The organism is Luteolibacter luteus (assembly GCF_012913485.1).
Taxonomy (GTDB): domain Bacteria; phylum Verrucomicrobiota; class Verrucomicrobiia; order Verrucomicrobiales; family Akkermansiaceae; genus Haloferula; species Haloferula lutea.
The window spans coordinates 4998104-5013534 of the sequence record NZ_CP051774.1 but is presented as its reverse complement, the minus strand read 5'-3'; the positions used below and the strand labels follow the sequence as shown (position 1 = coordinate 5013534).

Here is a 15431-nt window from a genome sequence, read left to right as displayed (position 1 = left end):
GTCCTGGATCATCCTCCATAGTTCGATGCCCCGGGCAAGAACTCCCCGCCTTCTTGAAAAGGCCCGCTGAAAGTAGCGCTCCCGACGAAGAGAATGGCTAAGGAACGAAGCCGAAAAATTCCTGTCCGGTGGACGGAGTTGGCGGTGCTTTACTTCACATGATGGCAGACGACTCCTTGGAACTCCTGCGAAGATTCGAGAGCAGCCGCTCCGAATCCGCGTTCCGCGATCTGGTGCGGCTTCACTCTCCGCTGGTTTATGCAACCGCCCTGCGGCGCTTGAATGGCGACCGAGCCGGCGCGGAAGACGTGACGCAGGAAGTCTTTTCCCTGCTGGCCCGCAAGGCATCCACCCTCCGCTCCGCGCCTTTGCCCGTTTGGCTCCACCGTCAGACTTGCCGCCGCGCGGCCAACCATATGAGGACGGAGAAACGCCGCCGCAAGCGCGAGCTCGTCTCCGCTCAAGCCATGAGCGATACCTATTCCTCCACAGAAACCCACGAGTCCATCACGGTTGAGGTCGATGAGGCGATGCTCGATCTGCCCTCGGCGGACCGCGAGTTACTCATTCACCGCTACTTCGAAGAGCGTGACCTGCGCACGCTCGGCGGTCGCCTTGGCATCAGCGAGGATGCCGCCCGCAAGCGGATCGAGCGCGCTTTGGAGAAGCTCGCCGCCATCATGAAGCGTCGTGGCGTGCCTGTCGGCGGTGCCTCACTGGGTGGCACGATGAGTGGTTTCGGCAGCTCGCCACTCCCTCATGCAGTCGTTTCCCAGATCTCCACACGAGCACTGGAGTCCATGGCTGTTGGATCGGGTTCCACCTTCACCTCGATCTTCAAATCCTTTCTCTGTGGTGTTATTCTCACTTCACTGGTCGGCACCGCTGCCTTGCTTACCGACCAAAGTGGGAGCCGTCCCCGTGACGGACAGACCGTCACCCTGAATGAGAAGAGCCGGCGGGAGCCACCCCTGCAAGATCCCGGATCCTCAACGCTGGATCTTATCAGCCGCATCAAGCGCACGATGGCAGGCCCTGATCACGCGATGACAACCCTGCGCCTGAATGCCTTGCTGGATAGCGTCGGCTTCGATGAGATTCCCGCCTTCATCGCCGAGGCAAACACGCGGCTCACCTTGAAAGAACAGGAGGCCTGCTATCTTCCGCTCCTCAAGCGCTGGCAGGACAGCGACCCTCAGGCGGCCTCCGCCTTCGCCTTGAAGTTTGCATCCGGACTTTCGTCCCCTGGCTTCGGCTCTACCGACATGGTCCGCTTTCTCCTTCACAATTGGGAGCATCGCGACCTTCCCGCATTCAGTGCATGGCTCAATGAGAATTGGGATCAGCCGACGATGGCAAACTCCACGTTCTCGGGAAGTGTGCGGACTTATTTCGCCATCGATATCTCGGACACCTTGCTACGGGATCACTCTGCGGCCGAAGCCTTCGCCTATCTCCGAACCATCCCGGACGAGCAGGCCGTGAAAAGCTGCCTGAAAGCGATGACGGGGGAGGAACCCCATGCGAGCGCGTGGATGAACATGGGGCCTGATCAATTACTGGAGCTCTATCGCGAATTTTCCCGTCTCCCGGATTCCGGGCTGGCAGCACGACTGAAGCTGAAATTTTGGGAAAACCTGAGCCAGCACGAACCGGGACACGTGGAGACGATGCTCGCCTCGATGAACGCCCGCGAACACTTCGAGGCGACTCTCCCCCGCATCGGCAAATACAGCAAACAAGTCAGTCGCGAGCAGACGCCCGGCGGGGAACGAATGCGCTTCGAAACCGTGGACAATGCGGCACAAGGCGAGGCCGATGCGATGAAGGCAGGATTGGAAGCCGGGCTGTCTCGGGCGGAGATTCTTCAGCAAATCGGAACCGCCATCGTAATGAAAAACGTGGATGCGCTTGCGTGGCTCGAACGACATCGCGGGGAGTTCGATGCGGATCCCATCCTGCTGGCAAAGATCGGAGACACCCAACGAAACAACCAAGGTCTACCCGGCATACCACCATCAGAAGGTGGAATGCTCTCCTGGGCACTCCACCTTCAGGATCCGGAACTGCGGACCCAACTCACCCGAGCAGGCTTCCGCCTGATGCTCGCGGAATCACCTGAACGAGCCGCGCGATTCCTTTCAAGCCCCAACCTTCCCGAAGATCTGAAAGCTGAACTCAGCGAAATCATGTCCCCCTCTGCGCCATGAAGATCAAAGCCATTCCCCTCGTCTCCTTTTTGGGGGCCTGCCTGATCTCGACCGGGCTTTGGTATCTTTTATGGCCACCGCAGACGACTGAAGCCCCGGCGGAAGCACCGAGGGAGTCCTCCCGCCCGAAGCCCGACGCCAAGCGTATCGCCGCCATCCTGGCAGAGATCGACCACGCGCCCTCGAACCAAGCTCGTCTGCTCGCCGCTGAACAGCTTGCGGATCTAGCGATTGAAGCCTTCCCAGCAGCCTTCGATTCCGTGCGACTTGTCGAAGGCAGAGAACTCACGCGGGCAGGCAAGATGCTCTTGATCCAGTGGGCATCCATGGATGGTGAAGCGGCAGCCCAGTGGTCTTGGATGCGGTTGAGGGGCGAAGGTCTCTGGACCCATGCATTCCGGGAGATTGCCGCGGCATGGGCGTGGCATGATCCCGCCGGGCTCTCTGCATGGACTCTGGCAAGAGTAGACGACTACAAGCGAAGCGGGAATGGACTGACATTGGAGGAAGCACTTCGCGCGGGCTCACCCGTGCTCGAATCCGGCGATTTCGAAAAAGCGGCGAAAGCTCTGATCAAGGAAAAGCCAGGTCTGGGTTACGGCTTAATGGTCGCCAAGGGAGGCACTTGGAGCCACGAAAACCTGGCGTTGAGCATCGAAACACCGGAAGGAATTCGCGAGGCTCTCCTCGCCTTCAACAAGGTCGAACTCAAACAATGGGATCCCGGCGATCTCATGCTCCAACTTCTGAATCGCTGGCAGGAAATTGATCCGGAGGGCTTCGCACGTTCACCACACGCCGGTTTACTGGACGAAAAGAAGATCACGCCAATGCATCAGGTGATCAATACCGATGGATGGAAAGATCCCCCCCCTAACCAACGCGCATCAGGAGCCATGGCGAAGATCGAATCCTACCAAGCCAGGGGACGACAATCCGCGGCCTCGGTAATTGCATCCTCATGGGCGAAGCTGGATCACGCCGCCTGCTGGACGTGGGTGGAGTCCCTTCCCGAGGGATACCTCGCCCCAGCCGCCGCCGGATACGCCCAGATGAATGCTGCATACCATCTGGAGGAGACTCTCGACCGGGTCGAGCAACTTCCCACGGGAGCACAGAATAGGGCTCTTGTTGCGGCGTATCGAACGTGGGCCAGGAAAAATTCATTCCCTCCTGAGAACTTCGGTCAATGGCCAGCCGGGCGGCGTCAAGCATGGCAAGATCTCAAGGCGCTCCAGCAAATTCAAGAGGAGTAGCCAGCCCGATCCTCGACTCTTTCTCGAAGCTTGCTAAGTTTTCTGTCCGGCCCGCTGTCAGCAGCGGTGTCTCCTTCTCGAAATGAGTGAGGATCTCACCAGTTTGCTCAAAAGCTTCACCCGGGATCGATCGGAGACGGCCTTTCGGGGTCTCGTCCGGCAGCACTCCCCTCTCGTCTTCGGTACCGCGCTCCGCTTTCTCAAAAGCGATCGCGCCGCCGCGCAAGATGTGACGCAGGAAGTCTTCACCCTTCTGGCCCGGAAGGCGTCCTCGCTCGAAGCCGATCAACTCTCCGGTTGGCTCTACCGTCAAACCTGCCGCCGCGCCTCAAATCACATTCGTGCAGAGAGCCGGCGAAGGATCCGCGAATACGCTGCCGTTGAAGCCATGACTCCTCCTTCCGCGTCCTCCGAATTCGAACCACACCATCTTAGCAGCGAGCTCGATGAGGCCATGATCGCCCTTCCGGCCCGCGACCGAGATGCACTCGTCCTCCGCTATTTCGAGGACCGTGACTTCCGCACTGTCGGCGGCGTTCTCGGCATCACGGAGGAAGCCGCTCGCAAACGTGTGAATCGCGCGATGGAAAAGCTGGTCGCCATGCTCCGGCGTCGCGGCATCACGATCGGCACCGCCAGCCTCAGTGGCACCATGACCAGCATGGGGCGGACGACGGTCTCGGAGAAGCTGGTCGCGCAGATTTCCGCCCATGCGCTGAAAGGGCTGCCTGCCGCGGGATGGCCGGCCCTGATGTCATTGCTCAAGCCTTTCCTGTCGGGTGTTGCCTTGAGTTCGCTTCTAATCGGATCGTCGGAAGTTCTTCTCCAAGCAAATGACGGCGTGAGCGTCATGAGTCGCGATCATGGAGGGCCTGTACCCACAACCAAGATCAAGCGGGGAGATAGCTTCGCGGCACTTCCCGATACCAGCTCGCTTCAATCCATCATCGCCGCTATCAAACAGAGCAGCGGTGGCCCCCGGCATGAACTCGGCACTCTGCGGCTGAAGGCGATCCTAGCCCGGATTTCCAACGAACAGATTCCTGAGTTCGTCGCCCTCGCGAATGGAGAACTAAGCGATCTCGAAAGGACGACCGTCTATCCTCTCTTGATCTACCGTTGGGCAGAGGCGGACGCCGCGGCAGCAATCAGCTTTGCGGTTCTGGGAGATTTGCTCACAAAGCATCTCGATCCCGCGCTTGGGACAAGCATGCGGGGCAGCTTGTTCAGCGATTGGTTGGCGACAGACCTTCCCGCCATGGAAGATTGGTTGAAGCGCAACTGGAATCACGAGTCCCTGCTGTACACCGCGGCCAATCTGGCAAATCCTCAACAGAAGCCACTTCCCCTCAGAGATTCGATAGCGATGGCAGTAGCCAAAAGCCATCTCTGGAAGGACGGAAAGGAGGGAGTGCTCGCGTATCTCAATGCCCTACCCTCTCCCCAAGATCGATTGAGCGCGCTAGGGGCCTTCTCCAACCAGCTCTATTGGCAGGACTCCAACTTCGAGGACGTCGAGAGGCAAGCGACGATCCTGGATCTCATCAAAAGCGTCCCCGAGAAGAACGTGAGGGATGCCGCTCTCGACAACTACTTGGCGGCGGTAGCCCGCGGCAACCCGGAAACTTTCCCGGAGTTCCTGGAGTCGCTTGAACCACGCGACCGCTTTCACGCATTGGTGAAGCAACTTGGCATCCCGAAAATTCAGGTTCAGATCGAAGGAGTCGGCAATACGAGCTACACGGATGAGGAGGCGCTTCCCAGCCCCTTGAAGCGCGAAGCGGAGGTCCTTGAAGCAGGTCGTGCCGCCGGGCTCCCGGAATCCGAAATAGCCGCCGAGGTCGCCAAGTCCATCCTCCCGGCGCTATCCCGCGAAGAGTTTGGAAGCTGGATCCAACAGCATCGCGACAATCCCCATCTGGACGAGGCACTTGCTGCGGGTATTCGCGGGGCGACGGAGCCCGAAAGAGGGATCGAAATTGCGGCCGCCATCTCCGAGGTTGCCCTCCGCCAGCAGCTCGCCCGCGCCTCATTCCGCCGCCTGCTTGTCCAGAATCGGAGAGCAGCCATGGCCTATCCCTCGCGGGCCGATGTTCCCGCTGATCTGGCCGAGGAATTCCGCAACATCCTTGGAGAAACACCATGAGAGTCGTCCCCCGCACCATTGCCATCTTCCTAAGCGGCTGCGGCGTTACCTGCCTGAGCTGGGCACTGCTCCGGTCTGAAATCGGGTCGAGGGCGAGGACGGAGCCTCGCGAGCCAGTGGTCGAGAGACTCCAGGAAGCTTCATGGCCGGAGGAACGGATCGTCGCCAGCATAAAGGCCGCGAACGATGCGCAAGATGATGACGCAAAGCTTCGGAGCGCCTTGGAACTCGGCAAGATCCCCATTAAAGACATTCCTGCCGCCTTGCAGAGCCTCCTGGGCCATCAACGCACGGCTTCGCTTCCGGCATGCAGAACCCTACTGGTGCGCTGGGCGTCCCATGACGGAGAAGCCGCAATCAACTGGGCGTGGAAGCATCTGAAGGAAAAGGGAGATTGGCACGAGGCCTACCGGGAGATCGTTGCTGCTTGGTCATGGCAAGATCCCGAGAGCTTCCATCGCTGGTGCTTGGCGAGCCCCAATGTCAGCTATGACGAGCGGCACAAAGCTGCCGAGCGAGGCAAGACCAGCGAGGTACCGGTCGTGGACATGTTCTTCGCGATGCAGGCGATCATGGCTCTATCGAAGTCAGACGTTCATCTGGCCTACGATCTCGTCGCGAAGCGAGGCGGCGGTTTCTTCGGGATGTACCCACAGCTGGCAGCGGAACTCGAGACGGCGAATGAGATCCAGGACGCTCTCGCGGCTTTGCCGGAGCCTGGAGATCTGAAGGTGCAAGCGCTGAATGATAGCGATAAGGCGGCGAAGGCTTTGTTAGAGCGTTGGAGGGAGATCGATCCGGATGACTTTGCGAGTTCCCGATACTCGGATCGTCTCATGCCGGATGCGGAGAAGATCCTCGGCACGTGGAATGAGACGAGCCCCGGCCAGCGAGCGACCCTGGCTGCTGCCCTACTGTCCAACTTGGAGGGAGAACCGCGAGCGAAGCAGATCGAAGAGATCACGCGCTGCTGGGCCGCCGGGTCAGTGCAGGAGACCGCGCAATGGCTCGGCAGCCTGACTGATGCGGAGAGCGCTTACCCGGTGCTGGCAGGACTGCGCGCGCCACAGGATCTTGAAGGCACCTTGGATTGGGCTGAGTCGCTTTCGCCCGCTGACGAGGCTGCCAGCATCGCTCAAGCCCACGAGGCATGGACGGCTGCTCATCCCGGGCAGGCTCCGGATACCTCGGGATGGAGTGCAGCTCGCTTGCAGGCGTGGCAGGACATGGACGCACTTGGCGGAGGTTCCCCCTGACGGCTACGCAGCCGCTATATCGACGATCCGCTTCCGCATGGCCTCGTCCGGCATGGGACCGTGGCCGGCTGCCATGTTATCCCGAAGGTGCTTTACCTTGGATGTCGCGGGGATGGCGCAGGTCATGGCCGGATGAGAGATGACGAATTTGAGGAGGATCTGTGCCCAAGTCTCGCAGCCGATTTCCTTCGCCCAATCCGGCAGGGGTTTTTCGCGAAGCTTGGCAAAGAGATTGCCTCCGGCGAAGGGGCGGTTGGCGATGACGGCGACGCCTCGATCCTTGGCCATGGGCAAGAGCTTTTCCTCTGCCTCGCGCTCGCCGACGGAATAGTTGATTTGCACGAAGTCGAGAGCCTCGGAGGCGATCATCTTCTCGACCGCGGCATGCTGGCTGGCGGTGTAGTGGGTGACGCCAAGATAGCGGATGATGCCGTCCTTCTTCCAGCCGCGCAGGGTATCGAGATGGGTCTTCACGTCCTGGAGATTGTGGACCTGCATCAGGTCGATCGGCTTGGAGCGAAGCTTCTTCATTGAAGCTTCCATTTGTTCAATCCCCTGCTGTTTCCCGGTGGTCCAGACCTTGGTGGCCACGAAGAGTTTTTCGCGCAGTCCGAATTTCCCGATCATCTGCCCGGCGATCTCTTCCGAGTTTCCATACATCGGCGAGGAGTCGAGCACCTTGCCGCCGAGTTCCACGAAGGCCTTCAATACTTCCTCCAGTGGTGCGGTCTCGTCCGGACGGACGTCGAAGGTCTGCCAGGTACCCATGCCGATGACAGGCAGTTTTTCACCGGTGGAGGGAATGGCTCGCGTGATCATGGGCGAAGCGGCGGGTTCCTGTGCGAAGGTAGCAGCCGGGCCTGCGACCGCGGCGGCGGAGAAAATGCGGAGGCTATCGCGACGGGTCATAGCTGAAAGGATGGCAGGTCGGGGCAGCTTGTCGAATGGTCGATGAGGATCATGGTGCATTCCGGGCTGCCGATGCGATTCGGACAGCCTCTGGATCCGAGGCCAACTCCTCCAGACAGCCCGGGAAGCCGCACTCCCTTCCCGCGTGATAAGCCTGTTAAAACAAGAAAATTAACAGGCCAAAGGTCTTCGAAGAGCGGAGTTGATCCCCTCGTTGTGGCCTCGGAATCGGGGTCTAGGGAGCCTAGGAACATCATTTCGACGAGATCCTAGGCCGAAGGTGATACCCGTTCTACTGTCAGGTGTGCCGCATGCCATTGTGATCCGTCATTTTTGGCGCTTGGCATGCCCCCGCCCCGGCTTTCCACTCCGCTCATGGCGAAGGTGCTGGTGGGTCTTTCCGGCGGGGTCGATAGCTCCGCCGCGGCAGCCATGTTGATCGAGCAAGGGCACGAGGTCTCGGGTGCCTTCATGAAAAATTGGATCAACTCGGAAGGCCTGCCGGGTGATTGCCCTTGGGAAACCGATCTGGAAGACGCGCTCGCCGTCGCCCGGAAGCTGAAGATCGAATTCCGCGTGGTCGATTTGATCGACCAATACAAAGAGCGGATCGTCGATTACCTGGTCGAGGGCTACCGCAGCGGCATCACCCCAAATCCGGACGTGTGGTGCAATCGGGAGATGAAATTCGGGGTCTTCCTCGACTATGCGCTCGGCCAAGGCTTCGAATCCGTCGCGACCGGCCACTATGCACGCAAGCGGACGCTTTCCGATGGCCACGCCGCGATCCTGCGCGGTGCAGATCCGAACAAGGACCAGAGCTACTTTCTGGCACTGATGACCTCCTTTCAGGCAGATCGCGCGATGTTTCCCGCCGGCGAACTGCTCAAGCCGGAAGTCCGCGAAGTTGCACGCCGTCACGACCTGCCGACTGCGGCAAAGAAAGACAGCCAAGGAATCTGCTTCATCGGGGACATCAAGATGAGCGACTTCATCAGCCACTATATTCCCGACAAGCCGGGGGAGATTGTCGACGTCCATGGCAAGGTGATGGGGCAGCATCGCGGCCTGCATCTCTACACGCTGGGCCAGCGCAAGGGCCACGGCGTGGCCTCCCCGCGCGAGGGCATGGCTTATGTGGTGGTGGCGAAGGATGTGGAGAAAAACCAGCTCGTGGTGGGCTGGGATGAAAGCGAGACGCCGGGCCTCTACGCCAGCGAGTGCGTGATCGGCAGCGTCTCCACCATCGGCGTGAATTTCGATGCACCACGCTGGCTGGAAGCCCAGCCGCGCTACCGGGCAAAGGCGGAGCGGGCGCACATCACGCCACGTGAGGACGGGAAGCTGGACCTACGCTTCCAAACGCCGCAACGCGCGATCGCAGCAGGCCAGATTTGTGCCTTCTACGATGGCGGCAGACTGCTCGGCGGCGGGGTGTTCGAACAGGTGAAGTGAGCCGATTACCCCGCCACGGGTACAAGAAAAACCGCTGTGCCGTCCTAGGCTTTGTGAGCCACGTTCCAGTTGCTCAACAAGTGGGAGTGCCGGTTCTGGTAAGCCGTCCTAATCAGGCATGGCTTTATAATGAACTCGGTTTTTTCTCCCCGTTTTAATACATCGGTCCGGGCACGCTGCCTTAACGGACGCACACAGCAGTCGAGGGAGATTCTATGCCTACTCCGCCTACTGGCAACCCATTTCGCGATGCAATGCCTTACGCATTTTTTCGCGCTTCGATTGAAAGAATCTCCTTGTAAATGCGGGCGATGTTTTTCGCGTCATCAATGCCTCGATGGGCAGTGCCGACGAAGCTCAGGCCAAGTTGACCGATGGCTTGGCCAAGGCCGAAACTCTTCTGCAATCCGATGGCTGCGGAGAACTCAGCAGCGGCTTGCACTGGACCTCGCGGGGCGACGCCGTGAGGAAGTGGCAACGCTGTGGCTAAAGAAGCTGAGTGAGGTAATCCGCGAAGTTGATCCGTGCCACATGATTGCCGAGGGTGTGATCCCGCTCGCGCTCTACTTAGGAAACACCAAGTCACTGTTCCACGGGTCGGAGGTGCATGGGCCATTGGGCTTCGTGAGTGCCCATTCTATCGCGGACAATCGTAGATAGGGAAGACGACCTGCACTCCCCCTAGCGCTTGTCATCAGGCTCCACGCTTGCTTGCCTGAGCGCGCAAGAAGCCATGGCAGGAAGGTTCACGCTCCAGCCCAAGCTCATCGCACTGGTGGTGCTGATGTCGGCTGCGGTCGGATGCGCCTGTGCCTTCTTCCTGTGGAGTCTGGAAGCGGTGACGCGGACGCGATTCGACCATCCCTGGCTGTTGTATCTGCTGCCCTTCGCAGGGATGGCGGTTGCTTGGCTCTACGTGAAACACGGAGGAACCTCCGAAGGGGGAAACAATCTCATCATCGACCGTATCCATGATCCCGGCGGCGGGGTGCCACGACGAATGGCACCGCTAGTCCTGCTCGGAACCTTGGCCACGCACCTGTGCGGCGGCTCGGCAGGACGCGAGGGTACGGCGGTCCAGATGGGAGGAAGCATCGCGAGCGCGGTGGCGCGTCATTTCAAGCTGGCGGAGGAGCAGCTTTCGGCACTGCTGATGTGCGGGGTGGCGGCCGGTTTCGGCGCGGTATTCGGCACGCCTTTGGCCGGGGCAATATTCGCGGTGGAAGTCGCAGTGATCGGGAAGCCGAAATGGCGGACACTGCCACTGTGCCTGCTGGCCGCTTATGCGGGGGACTGGAGCTGCAGGGCCTGGGGCGTGGGTCACACACACTACCACATCCAGCAGGTTTTCGAGGTGGTGGCCGCCGGGTTCGCGGGCCATGCGATGATGTGGGGCAAGATCGCCGTGGCCGCGGTGGCATTCGGCGTGGCGAGCTATTTGTTCGCGGAAAGCTGTCACCGGCTTTCCGCGCTGTGGAAGCGATTGATTTCCCGACCGGTGCTACGCCCCTTGTTAGGCGGGCTACTGGTGATCGGTTTGTTTTACGTGGCGGGCACGGCGGATTACCTCGGGCTCGGGGTGTGGTCGCCGGATCCGGATGCGGTGACCTTGACCTCGCTCTTTGCCTCGCCAGAGATTCATCCGTGGAGCTGGGCTTGGAAGCTGGTTTTCACGGCGGTGACGGTGAGTTCCGGCTTCAAAGGCGGAGAGGTGACCCCTTTGTTCTTCATCGGGGCGGCGCTGGGAAATGCCTTGGCGGGACTGATGGGGGCACCGCCGGGATTGTTCGCGGCTCTGGGCTTCGTGGCGGTATTCGCCGGGGCGAGCAATACGCCGCTGGCTTGCACGCTGATGGGAATCGAGTTGTTCGGCGTGGAATATGCCGGACCGATCGCGGCAGCGTGCTTCATCGCCTTCCTATGCAGCGGCCACAGCGGAATCTATCTTTCGCAGGGGCTTGGTGCAGGGAAGCCGCTGTGGCGGAGGTGGAGCGGTGGGGAGAGGCTGCGGGATGCGGGTAGGAACCGGTAGATGAAGATAGAAATAAAATAGACCAATATCTCGACCTCCAACATCATGCCACTAGCCTGAGGCAAACCAAATAATGAGATCCTTCCGCTGCCTTCCTTGGTTTCTTTTTGCTCACTCACTTCATGCCGCTTCGATCGAAGCCCTGCCGATTAAGGACGCGGTTCCATACAGCGCTGCAGAAGATGGAAAAATCGTAGTTGGAGGCATGTATCCCAACGCATTTATCTGGAACTTGACGGACGGCATCGCCAATCCCGGACATTTACAGATTCCACAAAGTGGCCCGAACAATACCACGGAAGCTGTTGGCGTCTCTTCAGATGGACGCATGGTAATTGGCAATTCTACCGCTTATGGCCAAACAACACAATTCACCCGGGCTTTTGTTTGGACCAAAAAGCGAGGCATGAGGCCCCTTGGAGGATCGAAGAATACAGAAAGCCATGCTTGGTCGATTTCGGCAAACGGTAAGCTCGTAGTTGGCACAATCTCTTCGGACAGAGGCCAACAAGCTGCGGTTTGGCGCAATGGAAAATTAGCAAAACGGTTTCGGTTCGGCACCGTTGGCACTGTCGTCTCAGCCGACGGCCACTGGGTTGCTGGTTTCGATGGGAACGCCGGAGATGGAGGATTGTTCCGCTGGTCGAAGAAGACTGGCGTGCAGGATCTCGATTTCTCTGATGGTGCTTTCAACTACCCCCAAGCAATGAGCGATGACGGCGACGCAATCGTCGGCCAAGGATCTGATTCGACCCCATTCCGTTGGACCCTTGAAAGCGGCATCCAATCCCTAGGCATCTTGCGTGAGGATGACACAGGCTACGCCACCAGCGTCAACGCGGATGGGAGTGTCGTTGTGGGCGCCCTCTCTCCGACGGGCGCTTTTATCTGGACACAGAAAAATGGGCTTCGCGAATTAAAGGCGACCTTGGAATCCGACTTCAGTCTCGACCTGACAGGTTGGCATCTTAGCGGTGCGCGCTGGATCTCGAGTGACGGAACGATCATCATAGGTCACGGAATCCTCAACGGCACGGCACGAACTTGGGTTGTGAGGTTGACGTAGCTGGAACTAAATCACCAGATGACGCCCCGCATGAAGCGTCCTTTCAGGACGCGATGCTTTCCGCCTCTACCCGAGACTTCGTCCCGGGCTTTTATGAATTGTCCGCTTCGGGACAATGAAAGGGTCTTGCCACAAGATCATCTCTGAAGCGCGGCGTCGGAGCCAAGCTGGCATTTTACCAACACTCCCCTCACCGCCGCCAAGCGCCGACGATGATCCCAAGGCCGCCGACGACGAAGAGCCCGGGAAACCAGAGGGAGTAGCCGGGGGCCTTTGATTCGACTTCGAGCACGGCCACATCCGGATCCGCGGGATTGACGTGGCATTGCTGGGTGGAGCCTTCCGGATAGCGTTCGATCATGGCTTGGACCTGGTCTTCCTTCGAGGTCCAGCCGCTGCCCCGGAGTTTCCAGAGCTCGCTATCGTAGCGCCCGCCGTCCCACTCATAGCCGTAGAGGACGGAGAAGCGGCGCTCGACGGGGCCATTCGGGTCGATCTGGCGTTCGTCCATCGCCGAGCGGAGGACGATGCAGGGCACGACAGGCCATTTTTCCACCTCCCGGGCACGCTGGAAGCTGCGCCACATGAGGGCGCAGAAGATGCCGCCGACGATGGCGAGCATCAGTCCGATGAGGGAAAGATACACGCGGGTGCCGGTGGAGGATGTCGCCATGCGCCTCCCATAGCGCCCGAGCCCCCCGTGCGCCACCGCTTTTCGGGGATTCCACTTTCCCGGAGCGGCCCCAGCGGCTACCACATCCCTCCCATGAGCGATCTAGCCGCACGCATCCCCGAAGACCTGAAAGCCGCGATGAAGGCGAAGGACACCGTAGCCCTGACGGTGATCCGTGCGCTCAAGACGGCGATGACGAACGCCTCGATCGAAAAAGGCGGTCTGGGCACGCCACTGGATGACGCGGAAGTCACCGCCCTGATCCGCAAGCAGATCAAGCAGCGCCAGGATTCCTTCACCCAATTCACCAATGCCGGCCGTGGAGAACTCGCCGCGAACGAGGCTGCGGAGATCAAGATCCTGGAGAAATACCTGCCCGCCGCCCTGACAGCGGAGGAGATCACGGCGCTGGTGGATGCGGCAGTGGCGGAAACGGGGGCCACCTCGAAAGCCGACATGGGCAAGGTGATGAAGCTGGCTCAAGAGCGCGCGGAAGGGCGCGCCGATGGCAAACTGCTTTCTCAAGAGGTCGCCAAGCGCCTTTCCTGATGTCGTCCTGCGCCGCCATCATCGTGGCCGCCGGAAGCAGCCGCCGCATGGGCTTTGACAAGCTGGCGGCGGAGCTGCTGGGCAAGTCCGTGCTGCGCCGCAGCGTGGAGGCGTTCATGGCGGTGGAGAGCGTCGCGCGGGTGATCGTGGTGGCGCCGGAAGAGCGCCTCGTCGCGCTGGGGACGGATTTTCCGAAGCCGCTGCTGCGGGCCGATGGCGGCAGCGAGCGGCAGAACTCGGTGGAGAACGGCCTGGCGCTGGTGGATGAGGAAATCGTGGCCGTACATGACGGTGCCCGCCCGCTGGTGAAGCCGGAGACGATCGATGCCTGCATCTCCGCAGCACGGGAATACCGGGCTGCTGCACTGGCACGCCAGGCGACGGAGACGATGAAGCGCTCCGATGCCGAACACTTCGCGCGCGAAAGCGTGAGCCGCGATTTCCTATGGTTCATGGAGACGCCGCAGATTTTCCAGACCGAGCTACTACGGACGGCGTACTCCACGGTGCGCGAGAAGGGCCTGACCGTCACCGACGAGGTTTCTGCCGTGGAAGCGATCGGCATCGCCACCAAGTTGGTGATCTCCTCTACCCCGAATCTCAAGATCACCGTGCCCGCCGACATCGAGCTGGCCGCTGCCCTGCTGCGATGAATCCGGCCACCTACGAATCGCTCGTGCTGCCTTCCGGTTTCCGGCTGGCAGTCTCCACGCTGCCGCAGAGCGAGTGCGCGTCCTTCTCGATCCACGTGCCTGCGGGCAGCCGGGATGACCTGGCAGGATTGGCCGGCACCGCGCACTTCGTGGAGCACATGGTTTTCAAGGGTACGGCTCGCCGCGACGCACGGGCGATCAGCCTGGAGATCGAGGATGCAGGCGGCTCCATGAATGCCTGCACGACGGAGGACCAAGTGGTCTATGAGGCACGTGGCGATGCGGATTCGCTGCCACTGCTGGCAGACGTTACTTCAGACATCGTGTGGAATGCGGCGTTCCCGACGAAGGAGATCGGGTTGGAACGCGATGTCATCGCGGAAGAGATCGTGATGTATCGGGAATCTCCCGGAGACCACATCGGCGATCTGATTTCCTCCGCGCTATGGGCACCGCATCCGCTGGGCGAGTCCGTGTCCGGAAGCGAGGAGAGCATCAAGAAGATCAAGAAGAAGGAGCTCGCGGCATTCCGCGACCTGCACCACTTCCGGGAGGATGTGGTGGTTTCGGTGGCGGGACCCTTTTCGGTGCAGCAGGTGATCGATCTGCTGGAGCCTCACTTGCCGAAGTCCCGGAGCGCCGTGGCCTCACAGCAAGTGAACGGCCTGCCGAAGCCGGGGCATGTGATTGACGAGCGGGATACCGATCAGCTCCAACTGGCCCTGGCATGGCGGACGCCCGGACGAAATGATCCGCGGCGCCATGCGTATCGCTTGCTTTCGATGATCTTGGGAGAAAGCGCGGGATCGAGGCTCTTCCAAGAGCTGCGGGAGAAGCGCGGTCTTTGCTACCACGTGTCCTGCGATGCGAGCTTCTTCGAGGATGTGGGCTCCTTCGAGATTCACAGCGGGCTTTCGCCAAAGGGCCGGAAGGAAGCGCTCGGCTGCATCGAGCGTGAGCTGGAAGACCTCGCCAAGAACGGACCGCAGGGTGCCGAGCTGGCACGCGCCAAGCGCCTGGCCGCGAGCCAGACGAAGATGGCGATGGAAAGCACCGGTGCACACGGCTCTTGGGCTGGAGATACCCTGCTGCAATACGGCAAGATCATCACGCCCGCAGAAGCGCTCGCCGTATGGCAAGCGGTGACCGCAGAAGAGATTCAGAAGGTGGTGGCAGAGATGCTTTCCGCACCTCGAGCGATGGCTGAGATTCGCCCCTGAGCGCCT

13 protein-coding genes are annotated in these 15431 nt (G+C 60.4%); 11 read left to right on the top strand and 2 right to left on the bottom strand.

The window, feature by feature from the left end:
* Nucleotides 1-158: 158 nt before the first annotated feature.
* The 4 genes from HHL09_RS20670 (at nucleotide 159) to HHL09_RS20655 (ending at nucleotide 6868) form a co-directional block, all read left to right on the top strand.
* Nucleotides 159-2210 (top strand): RNA polymerase sigma factor, encoded by a 2052-nt coding sequence (locus HHL09_RS20670; RefSeq protein ID WP_169456554.1) that lies wholly within the window; start codon nucleotides 159-161, stop codon nucleotides 2208-2210.
* A complete protein-coding gene (locus HHL09_RS20665) occupies nucleotides 2207-3466 on the top strand; it encodes a hypothetical protein (protein WP_169456553.1) in 1260 nt (419 codons plus the stop codon). The genes HHL09_RS20670 and HHL09_RS20665 overlap by 4 nt, the downstream gene beginning before the upstream one ends.
* A gap of 82 nt (nucleotides 3467-3548) precedes the next feature.
* Nucleotides 3549-5612, top strand: a complete 2064-nt coding sequence (locus HHL09_RS20660; RefSeq protein WP_169456552.1) for an RNA polymerase sigma factor — start codon at nucleotides 3549-3551, stop codon at nucleotides 5610-5612.
* Nucleotides 5609-6868, top strand: a complete 1260-nt coding sequence (locus HHL09_RS20655; protein ID WP_169456551.1) for a hypothetical protein — start codon at nucleotides 5609-5611, stop codon at nucleotides 6866-6868. Before HHL09_RS20660 ends, HHL09_RS20655 begins: the two co-directional genes overlap by 4 nt.
* A gap of 3 nt (nucleotides 6869-6871) precedes the next feature.
* Here HHL09_RS20655 and HHL09_RS20650 read toward each other — a convergent pair whose 3' ends face one another.
* Nucleotides 6872-7777, bottom strand: a complete 906-nt coding sequence (locus HHL09_RS20650; protein ID WP_169456550.1) for an aldo/keto reductase — start codon at nucleotides 7775-7777, stop codon at nucleotides 6872-6874.
* 345 nt (nucleotides 7778-8122) lie between these two features.
* On the opposite strand from HHL09_RS20650, the gene mnmA reads away from it, so the two are divergent.
* The 4 genes from mnmA to HHL09_RS20630 all read left to right on the top strand — a co-directional run bounded on the left by mnmA (nucleotide 8123) and on the right by HHL09_RS20630 (nucleotide 12330).
* Nucleotides 8123-9232: a tRNA 2-thiouridine(34) synthase MnmA gene (gene mnmA / locus HHL09_RS20645; RefSeq protein ID WP_240963677.1), complete on the top strand. Its 1110-nt coding sequence runs from the start codon at nucleotides 8123-8125 to the stop codon at nucleotides 9230-9232.
* Nucleotides 9233-9569: 337 nt separating this feature from the next.
* Nucleotides 9570-9722, top strand: a complete 153-nt coding sequence (locus HHL09_RS20640; protein WP_169456549.1) for a hypothetical protein — start codon at nucleotides 9570-9572, stop codon at nucleotides 9720-9722.
* A 243-nt stretch (nucleotides 9723-9965) separates the two neighbouring features.
* Complete coding sequence (locus HHL09_RS20635) at nucleotides 9966-11264, top strand: voltage-gated chloride channel family protein (protein WP_169456548.1); 1299 nt, start codon at nucleotides 9966-9968, stop codon at nucleotides 11262-11264.
* A gap of 73 nt (nucleotides 11265-11337) precedes the next feature.
* Entirely contained in the window at nucleotides 11338-12330 is a 993-nt protein-coding gene (locus HHL09_RS20630; RefSeq protein WP_169456547.1) for a hypothetical protein, read from the top strand.
* A 190-nt stretch (nucleotides 12331-12520) separates the two neighbouring features.
* Here HHL09_RS20630 and HHL09_RS20625 read toward each other — a convergent pair whose 3' ends face one another.
* The gene (locus HHL09_RS20625; RefSeq protein ID WP_169456546.1) at nucleotides 12521-13003 is read right to left on the bottom strand and encodes a DUF3592 domain-containing protein; all 483 of its coding nucleotides are present in this window, start codon (nucleotides 13001-13003) and stop codon (nucleotides 12521-12523) included.
* Nucleotides 13004-13096: 93 nt separating this feature from the next.
* Between HHL09_RS20625 and HHL09_RS20620 the strand changes: the two genes are divergently transcribed.
* Genes HHL09_RS20620 through HHL09_RS20610 form a run of 3 tightly spaced genes read left to right on the top strand, consistent with a single transcriptional unit; the run spans nucleotide 13097 to nucleotide 15425 of the window.
* On the top strand, nucleotides 13097-13552 hold the full coding sequence (locus HHL09_RS20620) for a GatB/YqeY domain-containing protein (RefSeq protein WP_169456545.1): 456 nt from the start codon (nucleotides 13097-13099) through the stop codon (nucleotides 13550-13552).
* Nucleotides 13552-14205, top strand: coding sequence for a 2-C-methyl-D-erythritol 4-phosphate cytidylyltransferase (ispD, locus tag HHL09_RS20615; protein WP_169456544.1), 654 nt, complete (start codon nucleotides 13552-13554; stop codon nucleotides 14203-14205). Before HHL09_RS20620 ends, ispD begins: the two co-directional genes overlap by 1 nt.
* A complete protein-coding gene (locus tag HHL09_RS20610; RefSeq protein ID WP_169456543.1) occupies nucleotides 14202-15425 on the top strand; it encodes a M16 family metallopeptidase in 1224 nt (407 codons plus the stop codon). The genes ispD and HHL09_RS20610 overlap by 4 nt, the downstream gene beginning before the upstream one ends.
* The last annotated feature ends 6 nt before the right edge of the window (nucleotides 15426-15431 follow it).

Excerpts from the sequence above, each read along its gene's own strand:
- mnmA (WP_240963677.1), top strand. The coding sequence starts at position 8,123 with ATGCCCCCGCCCCGGCTTTCCACTCCGCTCATGGCGAAGGTGCTGGTG.
- HHL09_RS20665 (WP_169456553.1), top strand. The coding sequence starts at position 2,207 with ATGAAGATCAAAGCCATTCCCCTCGTCTCCTTTTTGGGGGCCTGCCTG.
- HHL09_RS20625 (WP_169456546.1), bottom strand. The coding sequence starts at position 13,003 with ATGGCGACATCCTCCACCGGCACCCGCGTGTATCTTTCCCTCATCGGA.
- HHL09_RS20655 (WP_169456551.1), top strand. The coding sequence starts at position 5,609 with ATGAGAGTCGTCCCCCGCACCATTGCCATCTTCCTAAGCGGCTGCGGC.
- HHL09_RS20660 (WP_169456552.1), top strand. The coding sequence starts at position 3,549 with ATGAGTGAGGATCTCACCAGTTTGCTCAAAAGCTTCACCCGGGATCGA.
- ispD (WP_169456544.1), top strand. The coding sequence starts at position 13,552 with ATGTCGTCCTGCGCCGCCATCATCGTGGCCGCCGGAAGCAGCCGCCGC.
- HHL09_RS20635 (WP_169456548.1), top strand. The coding sequence starts at position 9,966 with ATGGCAGGAAGGTTCACGCTCCAGCCCAAGCTCATCGCACTGGTGGTG.
- HHL09_RS20630 (WP_169456547.1), top strand. The coding sequence starts at position 11,338 with ATGAGATCCTTCCGCTGCCTTCCTTGGTTTCTTTTTGCTCACTCACTT.
- HHL09_RS20640 (WP_169456549.1), top strand. The coding sequence starts at position 9,570 with ATGGGCAGTGCCGACGAAGCTCAGGCCAAGTTGACCGATGGCTTGGCC.
- HHL09_RS20650 (WP_169456550.1), bottom strand. The coding sequence starts at position 7,777 with ATGACCCGTCGCGATAGCCTCCGCATTTTCTCCGCCGCCGCGGTCGCA.
- HHL09_RS20620 (WP_169456545.1), top strand. The coding sequence starts at position 13,097 with ATGAGCGATCTAGCCGCACGCATCCCCGAAGACCTGAAAGCCGCGATG.
- HHL09_RS20670 (WP_169456554.1), top strand. The coding sequence starts at position 159 with ATGATGGCAGACGACTCCTTGGAACTCCTGCGAAGATTCGAGAGCAGC.
- HHL09_RS20610 (WP_169456543.1), top strand. The coding sequence starts at position 14,202 with ATGAATCCGGCCACCTACGAATCGCTCGTGCTGCCTTCCGGTTTCCGG.